The 884-nt window shown below is 44.3% G+C and carries 2 protein-coding genes; both read right to left on the reverse strand.

What is annotated here, in order from left to right; all coding sequences use genetic code 11:
• Nucleotides 1-135: 135 nt before the first annotated feature.
• A complete protein-coding gene (locus J5224_RS30965; RefSeq protein WP_264628847.1) occupies nt 136-399 on the reverse strand; it encodes a hypothetical protein in 264 nt (87 codons plus the stop codon).
• Nucleotides 400-456: 57 nt separating this feature from the next.
• Complete coding sequence (locus J5224_RS30970; protein WP_264628848.1) at nt 457-699, reverse strand: EscE/YscE/SsaE family type III secretion system needle protein co-chaperone; 243 nt, start codon at nt 697-699, stop codon at nt 457-459.
• Nucleotides 700-884 lie beyond the last annotated feature (185 nt).

The raw sequence follows: 884 nt of genomic DNA on the forward strand, positions 1-884 counted from the left end.
GTCTTTTCTTGAGTGGTATTTCTGACACGTCTTTCTTTGTCTTCAAGTACAGTAGAATTAATGTCTGGCAATGAAGAAACTGGCGTAGTCTCCATTATAAACCTCCTGGAATATAAAATAGTGTAGATATGAACATTATTTATTGACGCTGTGCTTAATATGCGTCTCGATTTTTTTCAAGGAGATAGTTAATGCTTTCAAATCTTTTTTTGCATTTTCCGCAATAATGTTCATGTGGTGGATACCCAGCGGTTTTACCGCCTGTGCATCATGAGGAGAAACGGTATGACCTGCGGAGGTCAGTTCGCTTTTGATCTTTTCAAATTCGGAAAAACATTTTAATAAACGTTCATACTCTACTTCGAACTTTTTAAACTGACTCTGTATATTGCCTGACATGTTGCACCTCTCATCGTTCACGAATAGCTCAGCCGTTGATAGGTCGATGGGTATTCTCTACTGACTTAACCCAGCCTCTAGCGCTGTATTGTGATAACGAAAGTAAATGATCTTGATAATATCTTCGCTCTGTATCACCGCTTCCAGCAATAAGGCAAAGTGCTGATATTGTTCTGGCGTAATGGGTTTCGTCATGGCACAGGTTAATCGATGACGGGCGGCACGCAGCTCCAGCAATGCCTTTTGGGCATCGTCAGCCGAGCCCTGTATACGATCTTCCAATGCCGTCAGCGTCGCCATCGAGTTTCCCTTTAAAAATTGAATGGAAGCGTAATCAGCGTACGCCCTTGTCTGAACGTCACTGCGCTATCACTGATAGCCACAACCGCACTGCCATCGGCCAATCGGCTGCCGATGGACAAGGTATCGCCATTACCCAGCACCAGATAATCGCCGCGACGGCTATGAACAATGCCAGTGACAGG

This window comes from Candidatus Symbiopectobacterium sp. NZEC135 (genome assembly GCF_025962695.1).

Bases quoted from the DNA above. Each gene is read 5' to 3' on its own strand.
- J5224_RS30965 (WP_264628847.1), bottom strand. From the start codon at position 399: ATGTCAGGCAATATACAGAGTCAGTTTAAAAAGTTCGAAGTAGAGTAT.
- J5224_RS30970 (WP_264628848.1), bottom strand. From the start codon at position 699: ATGGCGACGCTGACGGCATTGGAAGATCGTATACAGGGCTCGGCTGAC.